Source organism: uncultured Polaribacter sp. (genome assembly GCF_947503855.1).
In the GTDB taxonomy this organism is placed as follows: domain Bacteria; phylum Bacteroidota; class Bacteroidia; order Flavobacteriales; family Flavobacteriaceae; genus Polaribacter.
In genome coordinates, this window is sequence record NZ_CANNFF010000001.1 from 97,165 (window position 1) to 115,415 (window position 18,251).

General features: G+C 29.9%; 18 protein-coding genes. 12 read left to right on the forward strand and 6 right to left on the reverse strand.

The window, feature by feature from the left end; translation table 11 throughout:
- Positions 1 to 128: 128 nt before the first annotated feature.
- The 8 genes from rpsB to Q0662_RS00370 all read left to right on the forward strand — a co-directional run bounded on the left by rpsB (position 129) and on the right by Q0662_RS00370 (position 9,503).
- Positions 129 to 911, forward strand: a complete 783-nt coding sequence (rpsB, locus tag Q0662_RS00335) for a 30S ribosomal protein S2 (RefSeq protein WP_298945896.1) — start codon at positions 129 to 131, stop codon at positions 909 to 911.
- A gap of 46 nt (positions 912 to 957) precedes the next feature.
- The gene (tsf, locus tag Q0662_RS00340; RefSeq protein ID WP_298945898.1) at positions 958 to 1,923 is read left to right on the forward strand and encodes a translation elongation factor Ts; all 966 of its coding nucleotides are present in this window, start codon (positions 958 to 960) and stop codon (positions 1,921 to 1,923) included.
- A 143-nt stretch (positions 1,924 to 2,066) separates the two neighbouring features.
- Positions 2,067 to 2,777, forward strand: a complete 711-nt coding sequence (gene pyrH, locus Q0662_RS00345) for a UMP kinase (protein WP_298945900.1) — start codon at positions 2,067 to 2,069, stop codon at positions 2,775 to 2,777.
- A gap of 24 nt (positions 2,778 to 2,801) precedes the next feature.
- Positions 2,802 to 3,356 (forward strand): ribosome recycling factor, encoded by a 555-nt coding sequence (gene frr, locus Q0662_RS00350; RefSeq protein WP_298945902.1) that lies wholly within the window; start codon positions 2,802 to 2,804, stop codon positions 3,354 to 3,356.
- 92 nt (positions 3,357 to 3,448) lie between these two features.
- Entirely contained in the window at positions 3,449 to 5,821 is a 2,373-nt protein-coding gene (locus Q0662_RS00355) for an efflux RND transporter permease subunit (RefSeq protein ID WP_298945905.1), read from the forward strand.
- 106 nt (positions 5,822 to 5,927) lie between these two features.
- Positions 5,928 to 7,361 carry an asparagine--tRNA ligase gene (asnS, locus tag Q0662_RS00360; RefSeq protein ID WP_298946343.1) on the forward strand — a complete coding sequence of 478 codons (1,434 nt, stop codon included), beginning with the start codon at positions 5,928 to 5,930 and terminating at the stop codon, positions 7,359 to 7,361.
- Positions 7,362 to 7,443: 82 nt separating this feature from the next.
- A complete protein-coding gene (gene rpoN / locus Q0662_RS00365) occupies positions 7,444 to 8,901 on the forward strand; it encodes an RNA polymerase factor sigma-54 (RefSeq protein ID WP_298945908.1) in 1,458 nt (485 codons plus the stop codon).
- Positions 8,901 to 9,503 (forward strand): hypothetical protein, encoded by a 603-nt coding sequence (locus tag Q0662_RS00370; protein WP_298945910.1) that lies wholly within the window; start codon positions 8,901 to 8,903, stop codon positions 9,501 to 9,503. The genes rpoN and Q0662_RS00370 overlap by 1 nt, the downstream gene beginning before the upstream one ends.
- Here the strand turns inward: Q0662_RS00370 and Q0662_RS00375 are convergent.
- From Q0662_RS00375 to Q0662_RS00400, 6 genes are all read right to left on the reverse strand, one after another.
- Entirely contained in the window at positions 9,498 to 10,175 is a 678-nt protein-coding gene (locus Q0662_RS00375; protein WP_298945912.1) for a porin family protein, read from the reverse strand. The two genes, Q0662_RS00370 and Q0662_RS00375, sit on opposite strands and share 6 nt — an antisense overlap.
- Positions 10,176 to 10,293: 118 nt before the next feature.
- Entirely contained in the window at positions 10,294 to 10,758 is a 465-nt protein-coding gene (locus tag Q0662_RS00380; protein WP_298945914.1) for a biopolymer transporter ExbD, read from the reverse strand.
- A 17-nt stretch (positions 10,759 to 10,775) separates the two neighbouring features.
- A complete protein-coding gene (locus Q0662_RS00385; protein WP_298945916.1) occupies positions 10,776 to 11,402 on the reverse strand; it encodes a biopolymer transporter ExbD in 627 nt (208 codons plus the stop codon).
- 4 nt (positions 11,403 to 11,406) lie between these two features.
- Positions 11,407 to 11,868, reverse strand: coding sequence for a hypothetical protein (locus tag Q0662_RS00390; RefSeq protein ID WP_298945918.1), 462 nt, complete (start codon positions 11,866 to 11,868; stop codon positions 11,407 to 11,409).
- A 9-nt stretch (positions 11,869 to 11,877) separates the two neighbouring features.
- The gene (locus Q0662_RS00395) at positions 11,878 to 12,600 is read right to left on the reverse strand and encodes a MotA/TolQ/ExbB proton channel family protein (RefSeq protein WP_298945919.1); all 723 of its coding nucleotides are present in this window, start codon (positions 12,598 to 12,600) and stop codon (positions 11,878 to 11,880) included.
- 207 nt (positions 12,601 to 12,807) lie between these two features.
- Positions 12,808 to 13,845: an asparaginase gene (locus tag Q0662_RS00400; RefSeq protein WP_298945921.1), complete on the reverse strand. Its 1,038-nt coding sequence runs from the start codon at positions 13,843 to 13,845 to the stop codon at positions 12,808 to 12,810.
- Positions 13,846 to 13,992: 147 nt separating this feature from the next.
- On the opposite strand from Q0662_RS00400, the gene Q0662_RS00405 reads away from it, so the two are divergent.
- From Q0662_RS00405 to Q0662_RS00420, 4 genes are all read left to right on the forward strand, one after another.
- Positions 13,993 to 14,691, forward strand: coding sequence for a zinc metallopeptidase (locus tag Q0662_RS00405; protein ID WP_298945923.1), 699 nt, complete (start codon positions 13,993 to 13,995; stop codon positions 14,689 to 14,691).
- Between the two features lie 122 nt (positions 14,692 to 14,813).
- The gene (locus Q0662_RS00410) at positions 14,814 to 15,176 is read left to right on the forward strand and encodes a DUF2237 domain-containing protein (protein ID WP_298945925.1); all 363 of its coding nucleotides are present in this window, start codon (positions 14,814 to 14,816) and stop codon (positions 15,174 to 15,176) included.
- Between the two features lie 4 nt (positions 15,177 to 15,180).
- Positions 15,181 to 15,603, forward strand: a complete 423-nt coding sequence (locus Q0662_RS00415; RefSeq protein WP_298945927.1) for a hypothetical protein — start codon at positions 15,181 to 15,183, stop codon at positions 15,601 to 15,603.
- A gap of 174 nt (positions 15,604 to 15,777) precedes the next feature.
- On the forward strand, positions 15,778 to 18,153 hold the full coding sequence (locus tag Q0662_RS00420; RefSeq protein WP_298945929.1) for an outer membrane beta-barrel protein: 2,376 nt from the start codon (positions 15,778 to 15,780) through the stop codon (positions 18,151 to 18,153).
- Positions 18,154 to 18,251: the final 98 nt, after the last annotated feature.

Here is an 18,251-nt window from a genome sequence, read left to right on the forward strand (position 1 = left end):
ATTACAATTGAGAACTGTTATTATTACAATACATTAATATTAAACAGTTTAGTATCTAAATATACAAGACCTTAACAAAAAGCTACTTGTATATTGATTTCGAAAACAGAAAGTAAACACATTTAAAAATGGCAAACGTAAACATTCAAGATTTATTAGACAATGGTGTACACTTTGGTCACTTAACAAGAAAGTGGAATCCAAATATGGCACCTTACATTTATACAGAACGTAATGGTGTACACATCATCGATTTGTATAAAACTGCAGCTAAAATAGAAGAAACATCAGAAGCATTAAAGAAAATTGCTAATTCTGGTAGAAAAATTTTATTTGTAGCTACAAAAAAGCAAGCTAAAGACATTGTTGCAGACAAAGCAAAAGCAGTAAACATGCCTTACATTACAGAAAGATGGCCTGGTGGAATGCTAACTAACTTTGTTACTATTAGAAAAGCTGTGAAAAAAATGGCTTCTATTGATAGAATGAAAACAGATGGTTCTTTTGACGCTTTGTCTAAAAGAGAAAAATTACAAATTAACAGACAAAGAGAAAAATTAGAAAAGAATTTAGGTTCTATTTCTGATATGACTCGTTTACCTGGTGCATTATTTGTAATAGATATTAAAAAAGAGCACATTGCTGTAGCAGAAGCTCAAAAATTAAATATCCCAATTTTTGCAATGGTAGATACAAACTCTGATCCAAGACAAGTAGACTACGTAATTCCAGCAAACGATGACGCGTCTAAATCGATAGACAAAGTATTAGGTTTTGTTACAGAAGCAATTGCAGAAGGTTTATCTGATAGAAAAGCAGACAAAGAAAAAGTAAAAGAAGCTAAAGAAGCTCCAAAAAAGGAAGCTGCTAAAGCAGAAGTTACTGAAACTGCAACAGAAGAAAAAAAATAATTAATATCAATTTAGAAACAATCGTTTCATAAAAAAAGGAAGTGACATGGTAAAAGTAAGTGCTGCTGACGTTAAAAAATTAAGAGAAGCAACTGGAGCTGGTATGATGGACTGTAAAAAGGCATTAGTAGAAGCAGAAGGTAATTTTGACGAAGCAATAAATATTTTACGTAAAAAAGGTCAAAAAATTGCTGCAAAAAGAGCTGATAGAGAATCTACAGAAGGTGTTGCAGTAACTAAAATTAACGACGATAAAACAGAAGGTGTAGCAATTGTATTAGCTTGTGAAACTGATTTTGTTGGTAAAAACGAAAAATTTGTAGCATTAGCTGGCGAATTTGCAGACATTGCCTTAAACTATGATAGCAAAGAAGATTTCTTAGCTGCAGATTTTAATGGAATGACAGTTGCCGATAAATTAGTGGAACAAACTGGTGTTATTGGAGAAAAGTTAGACATCACTGCTTTTGAAAAAGTAAAAGCTGCTTATGTTGGTGCTTACACACACATTGGTAAAATTGCTGCTTTAGTAGGATTATCTGCAGTGGTAGATAATGCTGAAACTTTAGCAAAAGACGTTGCAATGCAAGTTGCATCTATGGGAGCTACAACTCTATCTTACAAAGATTTTGATCCTGCTTATGTTGCTGCAGAAACCGAAGCAAGAATTGCTGTGATTGAAAAAGATAATATTGAGTTAGGTAGATTGGGTAAAACATTAAAAAATGTTCCTCAATACATCTCTATGTCTCAAATTACTGATGAAGTTTTAACAAAAGCAGAAGCAGATGCAAAAGCAGAATTAGCTGCAGAAGGCAAACCGGAAAAAATCTGGGATAGAATTTTACCAGGTAAAATGGAAAGATTTATTTCTGATAATACAACTTTAGATATGGAGCAGTGTCTTTTAGACCAAACTTTTATTAAAGATGAAAAGAAAAATGTTGCTGAATATGTAAAAACATATGGTGATGTTGAAGTATCTTCTTTTAAAAGAGTAACTTTAGGATAAGACAAAACTGTTACTCCTGTAAAAACAGGAATCTATAAATTTTAAACCTTGCATTCTATTTTAGAAATGCAAGGTTTTTTATTTTTTAACAAAAAAGAAAATCAAAAAAAAAACGTAATTTTGCGCAACATTTAAAATAAACTATGCAATACAAAAGAATTCTTTTAAAACTTAGTGGAGAAGCTTTAATGGGAGAAAGACAATATGGAATAGACCCTAAAAGACTCTCAGAATATGCAAAAGAAATAAAACAAGTAGTAGCAAAAGGAGTTGAAGTAGCCATAGTTATTGGTGGTGGAAACATTTTTAGAGGTGTGGCTGGTGCTGCAAATGGTATGGATCGTGTACAAGGAGATCACATGGGTATGTTAGCAACCTGTATAAATGGTTTGGCACTTCAAAGTGCTCTAGAAGAAGAAGGGGTTTATACACGTTTACAAACCGCACTAGAAATTAAAGAAGTAGCAGAACCTTATATAAAAAGAAAAGCAATACGTCATTTAGAAAAAGGACGTGTAGTAATTTTTGGTGCAGGCACAGGAAACCCATACTTTACCACAGACACAGCAGCCGTTTTAAGAGCTATTGAAATTGATGCAGATGCCATTTTAAAAGGAACACGTGTTGATGGAATTTATAATACAGATCCTGAAAAAGATAAAAATGCTATAAAATTTGAAACAATTACCTTTAAAGATGTAATTACAAAAGGTTTAAAAGTAATGGATATGACTGCATTTACTTTGAGTGAAGAAAATAAATTACCTATTATTGTATTTGATATGAATACTAACGGAAATTTACTAAAATTAGTTTCAGGAGAAAAAATTGGTACTGTTGTTGATAATCAATAATTAAAAACTAAAACTTACAAGAAGATGAACGAAGAAATAGAATTTATATTAGACACGGCTAAAGAGGCAATGAACAAAGCAATTGCCCATTTAGAAAAAGAGTTGGTTTCTATTAGAGCAGGTAGAGCAACACCTGCAATGCTAAGTACAGTTATGGTAGATTACTATGGGGCTCAAACCCCATTAGGACAAGTTGCCAATGTAAATACACCAGATGCAAGAACACTAAGCATACAACCTTGGGAAAAAAGCATGTTGCAAGAAATTGAAAAAGCAATACAGATAGCAAACTTAGGTTTTAACCCAATGAACAATGGTGATATTATTATGATTAATGTACCACCGTTAACAGAAGAAAGAAGAAAAGGGTTAGCTAAACAAGCCAAAGCAGAAGCAGAAGACGCAAAAGTAGGTGTTAGAAATGCTAGAAAAGAAGCTAATAACGAAATTAAAAAAGTAGACATCTCTGACGATATGAAAAAAATTGCAGAAGATGACATACAAAAATTAACAGATAGTTTTGTAAAACAAATAGATGAAAAACTAGCTATAAAAGAAGAAGAAATAATGACAGTTTAAAACTGAAAAATAAAAAAAGGGCGTTTTTAAAACGCCCTTTTTTTTATTTTAAGAACTATGTAATTTGGTTACCTTTGTATAAAATTTTCTCTATGAATTTCTGGACAAAAGCTGCTGGTATTATATTGCGAAACCGTTATTTGGTACTACTTTTTATTGCAATAATAACTAGCTTACTTGCTTCGCAAATGAAATATATGAAATTTTCATATACAGAAGCCAACCTCTTACCAGAAGACCACGAAGCAAATATAGACTACAACAAATTTTTAGACATCTTTGGTGAAGAAGGAAATCTTGTAATACTCGGTATTAAAGATTCAACTGTTTTTACACCACAAAAATTTAATGCTTGGAATAAATTAACAGAACAATTTGATGATAGAGATGAAATAGATTTTACCATTTCAATATCAGATGTACAAAAATTAAAAGCAGATAGAAAAAAAAGAACGTTTATTTTAGAACCACTTTACGAGAAAGAACCAACAACATCAGCAGAAGTAAATGCTATAAAAAAACAGCTTTTTGAAAAACTTCCTTTTTACGATAACCTACTTTATAACAAAGAAACAGGAACCTTACAGACAGCTATTTATATAAAAAAAGAAATTATAAATACACCAAAACGTAGAGATTTTATATTTGATGTATTAATTCCAAGAATAGAAAAGTTTGAAAAAGAAAACAATGTAAACGTTCGTGTTTCTGGTATGCCTTACATACGAACGCTAAACGCACAAAACATACAAGATGAAATTGTACTATTTGTAGGAGGTGCATTATTAATTACAGCCGTAATTTTCTTTTTCTTTTTCCGTTCATACAGAGCTACCTTTATTACACTTTTAGTGGTAATTATTGGGGTTGTTTGGGCATTTGGTTTTATTGGTTTATTTAGGTATGAAATTACTGTTTTATCTGCTTTAATACCTCCTTTAATTATTGTAATTGGGGTGCCAAATGCTGTATTTCTCATTAATAAATATCAACAAGAAATAAAAAAACACGGTAACCAAGCTAAATCTTTACAAAGGGTAATTGCCAAAATTGGGAATGCTACTTTAATGACCAATATTACTACAGCCTCTGGTTTTGCAACTTTTGTTTTTGTAAAAAGTAATTTATTACGAGAATTTGGAATTTTAGCCTCTGTAAACATTATCAGTATTTTTATTCTGGCACTATTAATAATTCCTATTATTTATAGTTTTATGCCTCTTCCAAAGAAGAAACATTTAAATCACTTAGAAAAAAGGTGGATAGAAAATGTGGTAGATTGGATGGAAAAAACGGTAAAAAATAAAAGAATTACCATTTATTTTGCCACTGTAACCGTAATTATTTTAGGTATTATTGGGGTCTATATGATTAGAGTTTCTGGTAGTTTAATAGAAGACATGCCTAAAAGTCTTCCTTTTTATAAAGACATAAAATTCTTTGAAAAAGAGTTTGGTGGTATTATGCCTTTAGAAATTTTAATTGATACTAAAAAGGAAAAAGGTGTCATGAAACTTTCCACTTTAAAAAAGATGGAAAAATTAAATGAAGCTATTGAAACTTTTCCAGAATTATCGAAACCAATTTCTGTAACCAATATCGTAAAATACTCTAAACAAGCCTATTATAAAGGAAATCCAAAATATTATCAACTACCAACCAATCAAGAGCAAAGCTACATTTTTTCGTATACCAAAAACTCTAATAGCGATGCCAGTATGTTAAAAACATTTGTAGATTCTACTGGTAGATATGCCAGAATTACTACGTTTATGAAAGATATTGGTACAGACAAAATGCAGATAATTCAAGAACGATTAAAAGCTGTTATAACCAAAGAATTTCCTGCTGATAGATATGAAGTTTCTTTAACAGGTAAAGCTTTGGTTTTTATAAAAGGTACTAATTATTTAATTAAAAATTTAGTAATTTCATTGTCATTGGCTATTTTGTTAATCGCCATTTTTATGGCGTGGATGTTTAGGTCGCCACAAATGATTTTTATATCCTTAATCCCAAACATGCTTCCTTTACTAATTACAGCTGGTTTAATGGGCTTTTTAAGCATCCCTATAAAACCATCTACCATTTTAGTTTTTAGCATTGCATTTGGTATTTCTGTAGATGATACCATTCACTTTTTAGCAAAATATAGACAAGAATTAATGGCAAATAATTGGAATATAAAGCCATCTGTTTACGCCGCTTTAAGAGAAACTGGTGTAAGTATGTTTTATACTTCTATCGTGTTATTTTTCGGATTTTTAGTATTTACACTCTCTAGTTTTGGTGGCACTATTGCTTTAGGTGGTTTGGTTTCTGTAACCCTTTTATTAGCCATGGTTTCTAACTTATTATTGCTACCATCTCTTCTATTGACTTTCGAAAAGAAAATAGCTAATAAAAAAGTATTTAAAGAACCTAAAATGAAGATTTTTCCTCCAAATGAGGATAAAACAATTTAATTTTTAAGAGGATATAGCATTTTGTTAGATTGTTTAATCCCTAACAATAAAGTATCTTTACTCTTTTAACAAAAGCCTATTTTAAAATATAATATTTACACTAATGATGATGAAAAGCAACGTTGATGAAATCTTAAAATCAGGAACAATTTTACAAGAAGTAGCCTTAAAAGGTTGGGTTAGAACTTTTAGAAGCAATCGTTTTATTGCTTTAAATGACGGTTCTACCATTAAAAATATACAATGTGTTATCGATTTTGAAAACACACCAGAAGAAACTTTAAAAAGAATTACAACAGGAGCTGCAATTTCTATAAAAGGAACTTTAGCAGAAAGCCAAGGAAAAGGACAATCTGTAGAAATTCAAGTTTCAGAAATAGCAATTTTAGGAGATTCTAATCCAGATGAATACCCTATACAACCCAAAAAACATAGTTTTGAATTTTTAAGAGAGAACGCACATTTACGTGTTAGAACCAATACGTTTAGTGCTGTTATGAGAGTCCGTTCCAAACTATCTTTTGCGGTGCATAAGTATTTTCAAGATAATGGATTTAATTATGTAAACACACCTATTGTTACTGGTTCAGATGCAGAAGGAGCAGGAGAAATGTTTAGAGTAACTTCTTTTGAAGACAACAAAGCACCTGTTACAGAAGATGGAAAAATTGATTATGCTAAAGATTTTTTTGGTAAAGAAACCAACTTAACAGTTTCTGGTCAATTAGAAGCAGAAACTTATGCAATGGCTTTGGGTAAAGTATACACATTTGGCCCAACTTTTAGAGCAGAAAACTCAAATACCACAAGACATTTAGCAGAATTTTGGATGATAGAACCAGAAGTTGCTTTTATGGATTTAGATGGTAATATGGATTTGGCAGAAGATTTTATTAAAGAAGTTTTAAGCTATGTGTTAGAAAACTGTAAAGACGATTTAGAATTTTTAGACCAACGATTTAATCAAGAAGAAAAAACAAAACCACAAGCGCAAAGAAGTGAAATGAGCTTGTTAGAAAAGCTAAAATTTGTAACAGAAAATAACTTTAAACGTGTTTCTTACACAGAAGCTTTTGATATTTTAAGAAACTCTAAACCTAATAAAAAGAAAAAATTTCAGTTTCCTGTAAACGAATGGGGTGTAGATTTACAATCTGAACACGAACGTTATTTGGTAGAAAAACACTTTAAATGTCCAGTAATTTTATTTGATTACCCAGCAAATATCAAAGCATTTTACATGCGTTTAAATGATGATGGTAAAACAGTTAGAGCTATGGATGTTTTGTTTCCTGGCATTGGAGAAATGGTTGGTGGTGCACAACGTGAAGAACGTTATGATGTATTATTAGAAAAAATGAAAACCATGAATATTGACGAAAAAGAACTTTGGTGGTATTTAGACTTACGTAAGTTTGGTACAGCGGTTCATTCTGGCTTTGGTTTAGGTTTTGAAAGGTTAGTGCAGTTTACTACAGGAATGGGCAACATTAGAGATGTGATTCCTTTCCCAAGAACACCTCAAAATGCAGAATTTTAAAAAATAGTTGAATTTTTATTCAATCGTCATTCCCCTAAAAGAATGACGATTTTATTTTAACCTATTTGTTATATTTGTATATATGCTAAAACAAAGCTTACAATACAAGTTACTTCAAAAATTATCTCCACAACAAATACAGTTGATGAAGCTAATTCAATTGCCTACACAAGCTTTCGAAGAGCGTTTAAAACAAGAGATAGAAGAAAACCCGGCTTTAGATATTGGTAAAGATCAAAGCGATTCTTTTGACGAAGATTTATCAAATGAATTTGATGAAACTGGAACAGAAAAAATTGAGGCTGAAGACATTAATATAGATGAGTATTTAAGTGATGATGAAATACCTAACTACAAAACACAAGCCAATAATTATTCTGCTGATGATGAAGAAAAAAACATACCCTATGCAGCTGGTACTAGTTTTCATCAATCTTTAAAAAACCAATTAAATACCTTTCGTTTAAATGAAGAAGAATTTGCTATTGCAGAGTTTTTAGTAGGCAGTATAGATGATAGTGGCTACATTAGAAGAGAAATTATAGACCTTGTAGACGATTTGGCTTTTACTGCAAATGTGTTTACAACGGAAGAAAAAGTAATCTCGGTTTTAAAAAAAGCTGTACACAATTTAGACCCTTTAGGGGTTGGTGCTAGAGATTTAAAAGAGTGTTTAACTATACAATTAAAAGCAAAAGATAAAACTAAAATTAGAAGTTTAGCGATAGATATTTTAGAAACTGCTTTTGATCATTTTGTAAAAAAACATTACAATAAATTACAAGAAAAATTTCATATATCTAAAGAGGAATTAAAAGAGGTAAATGTAGAAATTTCTAAATTAAATCCAAAACCTGGTAGTTCTTACGCTGGAAATAATAAAATAGCAGAACAAATTGTACCCGATTTTTCTGTTAAAATTATAGATGGCGAATTAGATTTAACCTTGAACTCTAGAAACGCACCAGAATTGCATGTTTCTAGTGAATATAACAACATGTTAAAGGGGTATAAAGAATCTAATATAAAAACCAAATCTCAAAAAGATGCAGTATTTTTCATCAAACAAAAATTAGATGCAGCAAAGTGGTTTATAGATGCTATAAAACAACGTCAGCAAACCCTTTTAGTAACTATGAACACAATTATGCACTACCAGTATGATTATTTTTTAACAGGTGATGAGCGCAAGTTAAAACCAATGATTTTAAAAGATATTGCAGATAAGATTAATATGGATATTTCTACAGTTTCTAGAGTAGCCAATAGTAAATATGTAGCTACACCATATGGAACAAAGTTAATTAAAGAGTTCTTTTCTGAATCTATGAAAAATGATCAAGGTGAAGATGTATCTACTAGAGAAATTAAAAAAATATTAGAAACTGTAATCGCAGAAGAAAATAAAAAGAAACCTTTAACAGACGAAAAACTAGCGGGTATTTTAAAAGAAAAAGGATACCCAATTGCTAGAAGAACTGTTGCTAAATATAGAGAACAATTAGACTTGCCTGTTGCTAGGCTAAGAAAAGAAATCTAGTGGAAAAATTCTACAAAACAATATCTGTAGTTTTACACCCAATAGTCATACCAACTATTGGTGTATTTCTATACTTTTTTTTAACACCAAATAATTTAGAAAGCCAACAAAAACTAGCTATTTTAAGTTTGGTTTTTATAACTACTTATTTAATACCCTTGCTAATTCTAATTATTTTTAAAAAAATAAAACTAGTAAAAAGTTTTAAAACAAAAAGTATAAGAGAAAGAAAATTACCCATAGCAATAATGATTATATTATTCTATCTCTTAGGAAATACCATTGTTAATATTTCTCAAATAAGAGATTTAGGGATACTTTTTTACGCTTCTAGTTTTGGTTTAATTCTAATCTATTTTCTTTTTGGTTTTAATTTAAAAACAAGTATACATTTAATGTCTATTGGCATAGCTACCAGTTTCTTCTTAATTTTAGGAGAGGTTTATCCTATTAATTACGTACCAATAATTGTAATAGGTTTTTTATTTGCAGGATTATTGGGTAATGCAAGATTGTATTTAAACGCTCACACAACAACAGAAGTTTATTTAGGTTTCTTTACTGGTTTTATAGCACCAATTAGTGTTTACTTATTTCTATAGCAAATAATAAATAAGACCAAATTTTAAAATCTTGGTATTTATAGCTTCTGTGTTGATAGTTGCATCTTTAAAAATTGGTGATAAACCATAAAAAAGGTGCACATTAAACTCATCATAACCTGCAGAAAACGTTAAGCCATATTGCAAATTATTATAGGCATTTAAATTCTTATACTTAAAATTTTGTTGATTGGCATCCGTATACGAAAAAGTATTCTGTAGATTATATATAAACTTTACCCCTGTGTAAACTCTCCAAAAATTATATTTTTTTGCATTAGAAGTTCTCCATCTAAACTCTAAAGGAAATTCTAAATTGTAAGTTTTAAATATATTATTATTAATCGTATTATCGCTACTAAAGATTGTAGATGTATTTACTTCATCAACTTTTAGTTTGTGATTAAAATAATCGTAACCAAAACCAACACCAGCAGCAAAAGAAACGCTACCTTGTTTGTTTAGAATGATATCTTTAAGGAACCCAGCAGATAATGCATAAGAGAAATTACTTTTGCTTATAAGTGAAGGTTGCTCATTTAGTTGGCTATATGATATAGAAATATATAATTGATCTTCTGCGTATCTATCTCCCAATTGCAAAGTGTCTTTTTGAGCAAAAGAATTGACTACTGTGAATAGTAAACATAAAAAAGCAGCTTTGATTTTCATAATAAGTGTAACGTAGTATAAAGATACAATATTTCAAAAATATGTTATAATTAAAATTAAAAGCAAAAAAAAGGGATAATTCTAAGAATTATCCCTTTTTTAAATACTGTATATAAAATTAATTACCACCTCCTTTAGAAGCAGAATAACTAATTTTAAGTGCATTCACATCTCTTAACTTTAATCTAATATCTGTAATTGTACCTACATTAGATTCTTTATCAGCTTTAATAGAAGTTGTCATAAAAGGTATTTCAGCTTCAGAAACTTTTTCTCTAGAGTTCATAATAAAAGCAGGTACATCATCTGCAGATGCTATTTTATCATTTAATTGAATTTTATTATACCCTACACCATATTTAGAGTCTTTAGCTTTACTTACATAAATAGTAGTAACTAAGCTTTTGTGCTCTAACTTTTTAACTTCTGTTGCAGAAGGTAACCTAGGAGCTTCTAATTTTAAATCTGTTTCTCTCATGGTAGTAGTTACCATAAAGAAAAATAATAACATAAATACAATGTCTGGTAATGCCGCTGTATTTACTGCTGGCATTCCTTTTTTCTTCTTTCTAAACTTAGACATATTATTATATTTTTAAATTAATTAGCAGACGTTGGTTCAGCATCAGAAATAATTTGAGGATATGCTAATTTTATATCTTCAACTTTCTTCTTTAAAGACTCGTCAGTTCTTGCTTTCTTATATGCTTCTTCTAGCTCATCAAAAGATATGCCATAACGCTCCATTGCCAACCTATTACGTAATTCTGTATAAGCTTTTAAAAGTTCATTTTGTACTTTTAAGTAGGTACCATAATCAGTACCTCTATCACTCTGTACAGAAATAATTGCTTTGTTGGGATGATCGGAAGATGATTCACTCTTTTCTCCTTTACAATACGTACAAGGACCAGTTGCTATACCATTTTCTACTTTTCCTTCACCTCCACCATTATCTATAAAAGCTTTTGCAGCTTCTTTTAATTCTTTAATTTCCATACGAGCGTCTTCTACAAGAAGTTCGTTATTTCTATTAATATTTACTTCGAAGATGTTTTTCTCCTTAATAATTGGAGGTACATAATCTGGTGGTGGTTTTTCTGATAACTTTTTAGAAATACCAGAATCTACATTCATAGTGGTAGTTACTAAAAAGAAAATTAATAGCAAGAAAGCAATATCTGCCATAGAACCTGCATTAATTTCTGGATTCTCTCTTCTTGCCATAATTTTATGATTTTATTAATCCTTTAACTAAATCGTATACAAAAAATAGCGATGCTATTCCACCAAGTATAATACTGTATAGAATACCTGTACCAACCCATTTATTAGTTGTAGATCCTTCTTCTCCTCCTTCTAATACAACACCTTGTGTATCTAAAACTGCTTGAGTATCAGACATCACGTAAGCTATTATTAAAACAACAGCTAAAACACCAATGCCAAGTAAAGTTTTTTTAAGGTTTTGCGGATTTCTTATCAAACTCCATAGAGATAGTAATACTGCTATTACTACTGCTGCATAGAACAAGAAAGTAGAGAAATAAATTATTGGACTAATTACTTTATTTTGCAAGTCACCATCTTCTTTTAAAAGATCAGCATCCTCCATAAATATTCTTATGAAAAGAAATGCTCCTATAATGGCGATGACTGCAATTAAAATATTTAAAATTTTATTGCTTTTCATCTTGTCTTATTATTTTTTATATTTTACTAATAAATCTATTAATTGAATTGAAGCATCCTCCATATTGTTTACAATGCTATCGATTTTAGAAACGATATAGTTGTAAAAAATCTGTAAAATAATTGCAACAATTAAACCAAATACTGTAGTTAATAATGCGATTTTAATACCACCTGCTACTACTGCTGGAGAAATATCATTTGCAACCGCAATTCTATCAAAGGCATCAATCATACCAATTACAGTTCCCATGAAACCTAACATTGGTGCTAATGCAATAAATAATGATAACCAAGATACGTTTTTCTCTAAAAGACCCATTTGTACTCCTCCATAAGAAACTACTGCTTTTTCAGCTGCATCTACACCTTCATCTACTCTATCTAAACCTTGATAAAAAATAGATGCTACAGGCCCTTTAGAATTTCTACAGATTTCTTTTGCAGCTTCTACACCACCAGAACTTAAAGCATCATCTACGTTTGCTACTAATTTCTTAGTATTTGTAGTTGCCATGTTTAAATAAATAATTCTTTCTATTGCTATGGCTAAACCTAATATTAAGGCTACTAATACAATTCCCATAAATTGTGGGTCACCCTCAATAAAACGAAGTTTTAACTCTTGGTGGAAAGTTCTTGATTCTTCAGTTGCTTCTTGTGCGAAAGTTGATTGAATAGCTCCAAAAAACATTAATCCTGTTACAGATAGGACATTTACTACTTTTTTCATCTTTGTTATAATTAATTTTTAATAGTTAACGGGTTAAATATATAAATTTTCATTTCAAATTAAATAAAAATATATCAATTTAATTTTAATTTTTTTTCTTTGAAATGGAGTGGCAAGTAACAAAAAAAATGTTGTCCCTCAAAAAAATTTAATCTATTTTATGTAAAAATAATGTTTTTTTTTCTAGATGTATAATTTTAATAAAAACTATTTTTTAGTAATTTCTCCTCTTAATGATTTTTGAAAGTGGTATTTAAACATTTCTAAAGATAAATCTTCATTTAACAAGTACATTAATTTTGCAACCGCAGATTCTGTTGTTATATCTAAACCACTAATTACACCTATTTTTTTTAATTTTACACTAGTATCATAATGACCTAAAATTACACTGCCTCCAGAACATTGGGTTACGTTTACAACTTTAATTTCTTTTGCTATGGCTTTTTTAAGTAAGTCGATAAACCAGGTTTCATTAGGTGCATTACCAGAACCATAACTCTCTAAAATAACCCCTTTTAAATTTTGTATGCTTAAAATTGCCTCTACAGTTGCTTTTGTAATTCCAGGAAATAATTTTAAAATTACCACATCTGATATCAAATTTTTTCTAACAATTAGAGGTTTGTCTTTTTCTGTTGGTTTGAATAATAACGCTTCATTAAACTTTAAATGCACCCCGCTTTCTGCTAGTGCAGGGTAATTCATCGATGCAAAAGCTTCAAAGTGTTCTGCACTAATTTTTGTTGTTCTATTAGCTCTATATAATTTATACTCAAAATATAAACATACTTCTTTAATTAAAGGTTGATGTTGTTTTCTAACAGAGGCAATTGCTATAGAGGTAATTAAATTCTCTTTTGCGTCTGTTCTTATATCTCCAATGGGTAATTGAGAACCGGTAAAAATGATAGGTTTTTGTAAGTTTTCTAACATAAAACTTACCGCAGAAGATATATAAGACATGGTATCTGAACCTGTAAGGATAACAAAACCATCAAACTTTGTGTAATTAGACTCTATTATCTCTACAATATCAATATAATATTGTGTATTCATATTAGAAGAATCTATAGGTTCTTTAAAAGAAATACTCTTTATATTACAGTTTAATTGCTGTAATTCTGGTATATTTTGTACAATCTCACTAAAATCAAAAGCTTTTAAAGCATTTGTTTTATAGTCTTTAACCATACCAATGGTACCTCCTGTATATATGATGAGTATGTTGGGCTTGTTTGTCATTTTGTCATTAAATTCTAAATATTCTATTAAATTTTAATGTTTCAGCAGAAAAAACATCAAAAAAAAGCATTTATAAATAAAATGGAATACTTTATGTTGTAAATTTATCAAACAAAAAACGAAATACAATTTAAAAATTTATAAATTATGATAGGTTTCTATATTTTAATTGGTGTTATCTCTTTAATGAGCATGCTGGTTAGCAATCAACTTAAAAGTAAATTTAAAAAATACTCTCAAACTCAGTTAAGAAACGGAATGTCTGGTGCAGAAATTGCTCAAAAAATGTTGGCAGACAATGGTATTTTTGATGTAAAAGTAATTTCTACTCCTGGTAAATTAACAGACCACTACAACCCAAAAGACAAAACTGTAAATTTAAGTGAAGCTGTTTACAACCAAAGAAATGCAGCAGCAGCTGCTGTGGCTGCGCACGAAGTTGGGCATGCTGTTCAACATGCAAAAGCCTATAGTTATTTAAGTATGCGTTCTCAATTAGTACCTATTGTAAGTGTTACTTCTAAATTTTCTCAATGGTTAGTAATTGGTGGATTAATTTTAGGTGCTGCTTCTGGCGCTACTAGCATTGGTTTTTATATAGCTATTGCTGGTTTGGTTTGTATGGGTTTTGCAACATTATTTAGTTTTATAACCTTGCCTGTAGAATATGACGCAAGTAACAGGGCTTTGGCTTGGTTAAAAAACAAAAACATGGTATCTAAAGAAGAATATGCTAGTTCTAAAGATGCTCTTAAATGGGCCGCAAGAACCTACTTGGTAGCTGCTTTAGGTTCTTTAGCAATGCTTTTATATTGGGGATTGCAAATTTTAAGTGGTAGAGATTAATATTTTTTAGATTAGTAAATAATAAATTTTTAGTGTACAAAATACTGCAATTTTAATTGGAGTATTTTCTCTTTTTAAAAAGGTGATACATTTTGTACCTTTACCGATATAATGATTACTAATTGGATTTAAACGTACTAAATACATCATTACAAAGTTGCTGTTACCAACCATTAACGGGTTATTTTAGAGATGGATTTTGTAAAACAACCGCAGATGATTATGGTACACACACTGTTTGTGCTATAGTTACTAAAGAGTTTTTAGAGTATTCTGCCTCCAGAGGAAATAACCTAATGACCCCAATGCCGCATTGGAATTTTCCAGGACTACAACCTGGAGACAAATGGTGTTTATGTATTTCTAGATGGTTAGAAGCAGAAAAAGCAGGCAAAGCTCCTTTTATAATTTTAGAAGCAACACACAAAAAATCTTTACAATATACTTCTTTAGAAATGCTAAAAAAATATGCTTTTAAAGAATAATTAAATGGAAAACTATTGGGATAAAATAGAATTAATAGCTCTTTTAATAGATGCTGGTTTGGTTATTTTAATTTGGATGGTGCAATTAATAGTGTATCCTAGTTTTTTATTTTTTAACAAAGACAACTTATTTTTATGGCATAAAAAATACACCCATAGCATTGCAATTATTGTTATTCCTTTAATGACAAGTCAGTTAGCATTTGCTTTTTTAGCTTTATTTTACAAATCACTATCTTTTAGTTTACCGTATTTTAGTATCGTTTTATTTTTGTGGATTTTTACTTTTTGGGGCTTTGCTCCGCTACATTTTAAAATTTCAGAAGAAAAAATAACACAAAACACTTTACAACTTCTTGTGAATAGAAATTGGCTACGTACCTTATTATGGTCTCTTTTATTCATTTTTCATCTTTTCTTTTTTTAATAAAAACTTCAGTTTTAATTCTTTTCAGTAAACCTTTTTAGGTTTTTAAGCGTCTGTACTTTGTAAGAAAAAAAAGTTTATTCGTCGGTAAAATATCCCAGTTCGTCAGATTTTAATTTTTTTCTTGTAACAAACAAGGCACTTTTACAGTGTATTATTAAAACATCAACCAAAATGAAATTTTTAACAACATTACTATTGATCTTTTTTATTAACGTTTTAACAATAAATGCACAGCATACTATTTCTGGTAAAATAATAGATACAGAAAATAATCCTTTAACTTTTGCAAATGTTGTTTTGTATAAAATTGGTAGTAAAGCAACCCCAAAAGGAACTGTTTCTACTGATACTGGTTTTTACGAAATTAAAAACCTTGCTTCAGGAAAGTATCAACTAGAAATTTCTATGTTGGGTTTCGAAACTCAAAAAGTAAAAGAGTTTGATTTAAGTAGCAATAAAACCTTCAACTTTACTTTAAAAGAAGAAAGCCAGACGCTTAATGAAGTAGTAATTAAAAGTAAAAGACCCGTAATTAAACAAACTGCAGAAAAACTAATTGTAGATTTAGAAAAATCGGAAATGATTAACACCAATCTGCAAGATGTAATGCGAAAAATACCAGGTGTTTTAGTAACTAATAATGGCATTTCAATTGCTGGTAATAGTGGTGTAAGAATCCTTATAAATGGTAAAACTACAGAATATATGGATGTTGAAACGCTTTTAAGAGATTTTCCTGCAGATAATATTTCTAAAATAGAAGTAGTAGAACAACCTGGTGCAGAATATGAAGCTTCTGGTGCAGGTGCTATCATCAACATTATATTAAAGAAAAATGTGCGTTTAGGTACACATGGCGCTGTAAACTCTTGGATTGGTGAGGACCAAGGTTTTGAGTGGGGATCTGGTTTTTCTATTGCCAGTTATAAAAACAAATTAAATTGGCAAACAAGCGTAAATTACTCGCAACCAACTTGGAGAGACGATTTATTTTTAATGAGAACAGTAGGAAGAGAAACTTACAATCAAGCTACAAGAGAACCTTACGATCCAGATAATTTTAGCATTGCTGGTAGTTTAGATTATTACATAGCAAAAAACCATTCTATAGGTATTGGAGGTAGATTAAACACCAGAAAATCTACAAGAACTTCAAAAAGCGAAACCATTATTTCTGATGTAAATACTACAAATACATTGTTTTCTGAAAACTATTTTAATAGAGATCGAGAAACTTTTAATATCAACCCATATTACGAATACAAAACAGAAAAAGATAAATTAGTTTTAGATTTTAATTATGTTGATTTTACTAATGATAACACAAATACATTATATGATGTTGCTGGAAGTACAATTTCTTTTGTAGACAGAAGATATATACAAGATGGAACTTATAATATAAAAACATATAGGGCAGATTATACAAAAACCATTTCAGACAATTTAAAAATAAGCGCAGGTTCTAGGTTTGCAGATGTAAAAACAGACAACGACTTACAAACTTTTGAAGAAAACAACTCTGGGAATTTTGACAAAGTTAACGAAGCAAGTAGTCGCTTTGTAATAGATGAGACCATATTGGCTTTTTATGGAAAAATAAATGCAAAAATGGGAAAATGGTCTTTTTCTAGTGGTTTGCGTTACGAAGATAGTAACACAGATGGAACTTCAACCTTTTTAGAGAACGGAGTTTTAAAAACTGTAGTTCAGAAAAGACCCATTAAAAAACTATTTCCAAGCGCTTCTTTAAGTAGAGAATTAACAGAGGTTTTAGGCGCAAGTATTTCTTATAGTTACAGAATACAAAGACCTTCTTACAACAGTTTAAACTCTTTTCAACAATTTTTAGACCCGTTTTCTGCAGGTGAAGGAAATCCCAATTTAACACCTTCTTACACAAATAATTATCAATTTAATTTAACCTACGAAGGACAACCTTTTTTTACAGTAGGTTATAGCAAAACAGACGATGTTATTTTTCAATTGATAAAACAAGATAATTCTACAGCACAAATACGACAGCAAGAAGTAAATGTAGAAAATAATGCTAATTGGAACTTTAGACTATTTGCACCCGTAAATTTTGTAAAAGGATTGGAAGGTTACACTGGTATTATTGTTACCAATACCGATTTTAAGTCTTCTACATATAATGTAGATTTAAATAAATGGAACTTAATTTGGTTTTTACAAGCAAGTTATCAATTGCCTTGGGATGTGAATTTTGAAGTAAGTGGAAATTATGGTACAGGTGCTTTAGAAGGACAAATTGAGGTAGATTGGTTAACAGAATTAGATTTTTCTTTTGGAAAAAAGTTTTTAGATGATAAGTTAAAAGTAAATTTAGGTTTTAATAAAATGCTTAACAGAGGTTTTGTAGGTAATATAGATTATGGTAATGGTATTGCTGCAGTAGAAAGTAATGGCTCTAGACAAAATATTCAATTAAGAATGGTGTATAGTTTTGGTTCTAAGTTTGGTAAGAAAAAATCTAAACGTAATAGGAATAGAGATGAAGAAAACAGAATTAATGACAGTAATTAATATATTTGTTTAATGAACATGAAATTTTAGAAAATGGCTAGAGGGTTAGTTTTTTTTATAAAAAACACTTATGTTTCTAAAAAAATTGAGCTAACAAA

Excerpts from the sequence above, each read along its gene's own strand:
- rpsB (WP_298945896.1), top strand. The coding sequence starts at position 129 with ATGGCAAACGTAAACATTCAAGATTTATTAGACAATGGTGTACACTTT.
- tsf (WP_298945898.1), top strand. The coding sequence starts at position 958 with ATGGTAAAAGTAAGTGCTGCTGACGTTAAAAAATTAAGAGAAGCAACT.
- pyrH (WP_298945900.1), top strand. The coding sequence starts at position 2,067 with ATGCAATACAAAAGAATTCTTTTAAAACTTAGTGGAGAAGCTTTAATG.
- frr (WP_298945902.1), top strand. The coding sequence starts at position 2,802 with ATGAACGAAGAAATAGAATTTATATTAGACACGGCTAAAGAGGCAATG.
- Q0662_RS00355 (WP_298945905.1), top strand. The coding sequence starts at position 3,449 with ATGAATTTCTGGACAAAAGCTGCTGGTATTATATTGCGAAACCGTTAT.
- asnS (WP_298946343.1), top strand. The coding sequence starts at position 5,928 with ATGATGAAAAGCAACGTTGATGAAATCTTAAAATCAGGAACAATTTTA.
- rpoN (WP_298945908.1), top strand. The coding sequence starts at position 7,444 with ATGCTAAAACAAAGCTTACAATACAAGTTACTTCAAAAATTATCTCCA.
- Q0662_RS00375 (WP_298945912.1), bottom strand. The coding sequence starts at position 10,175 with ATGAAAATCAAAGCTGCTTTTTTATGTTTACTATTCACAGTAGTCAAT.
- Q0662_RS00380 (WP_298945914.1), bottom strand. The coding sequence starts at position 10,758 with ATGTCTAAGTTTAGAAAGAAGAAAAAAGGAATGCCAGCAGTAAATACA.
- Q0662_RS00385 (WP_298945916.1), bottom strand. The coding sequence starts at position 11,402 with ATGGCAAGAAGAGAGAATCCAGAAATTAATGCAGGTTCTATGGCAGAT.
- Q0662_RS00390 (WP_298945918.1), bottom strand. The coding sequence starts at position 11,868 with ATGAAAAGCAATAAAATTTTAAATATTTTAATTGCAGTCATCGCCATT.
- Q0662_RS00395 (WP_298945919.1), bottom strand. The coding sequence starts at position 12,600 with ATGAAAAAAGTAGTAAATGTCCTATCTGTAACAGGATTAATGTTTTTT.
- Q0662_RS00400 (WP_298945921.1), bottom strand. The coding sequence starts at position 13,845 with ATGACAAACAAGCCCAACATACTCATCATATATACAGGAGGTACCATT.
- Q0662_RS00405 (WP_298945923.1), top strand. The coding sequence starts at position 13,993 with ATGATAGGTTTCTATATTTTAATTGGTGTTATCTCTTTAATGAGCATG.
- Q0662_RS00415 (WP_298945927.1), top strand. The coding sequence starts at position 15,181 with ATGGAAAACTATTGGGATAAAATAGAATTAATAGCTCTTTTAATAGAT.
- Q0662_RS00420 (WP_298945929.1), top strand. The coding sequence starts at position 15,778 with ATGAAATTTTTAACAACATTACTATTGATCTTTTTTATTAACGTTTTA.